The sequence below is a fragment of the Micromonospora arborensis genome (assembly GCF_003205615.1).
Taxonomy (GTDB): domain Bacteria; phylum Actinomycetota; class Actinomycetes; order Mycobacteriales; family Micromonosporaceae; genus Micromonospora; species Micromonospora arborensis.
Genome location: NZ_PYBV01000086.1, coordinates 1 through 630, shown reverse-complemented (window position 1 = coordinate 630; position 630 = coordinate 1). Strand labels below are relative to the sequence as shown.

The 630-nt window shown below is 67.1% G+C and carries 1 protein-coding gene; it reads left to right on the top strand.

Annotation, left to right across the window (positions count from 1 at the left end):
* Window positions 1-138 precede the first annotated feature (138 nt).
* A partial coding sequence (locus C7C45_RS32880) for a carbohydrate ABC transporter permease (RefSeq protein ID WP_146247486.1) occupies window positions 139-630 on the top strand: 492 nt, incomplete at its 3' end.

The window sequence follows — 630 nt, the reverse complement described above, 5'->3', positions numbered from 1 at the left end:
CCGCGCAGGCCTCGGTACCACCTCCGGACACCGGGGCCCGCTCGCGGGCCCCGGTGCTTCCACGCGCCCCGCTGAATCAACCCCCGCGCACCTTCGAGCCTGTCTGACCACAGGCTGTGGCGGACAGGAGCAGCTCCCATGCGTCATCGCAAATACCCCTTCATCGTGGGGTTCCTCTTCCTCCCGGTGCTGCTGTACGTGGCCGTGGTCATCTGGCCGTACCTGCAGACCTTCGGGTACTCGATGCCCGACTGGTCGGGTGCCTCGCAGCAGATGAACTTCATCGGCCTGAGGAACTACACCAAGCTCTTCGGCGACAGCCCCTTCCTGCTCGCGCTGCAGCACAACCTGCTGCTGCTGCTCGTGCTGCCGCTGGTCACCATCCTGCTGGCGCTGTTCTTCGCCTTCATGCTCAACGTGGGCGGCCGCAGCGGTACCGGCGGCGTGCAGGGGGTGCGCGGGGCGGCCTTCTACAAGGTCGTCTTCTTCTTCCCGCAGGTGCTCTCGGTCGCCATCCTCTCGGTCCTCTTCCAGGGCGTGTACCGCACCGACCAGGGCGGTCTGCTCAACGGCGTGCTGGTCAAGCTGGGCCTGGAGGACGCGAACCACCCGTGGCAGTGGCTGGCCGAC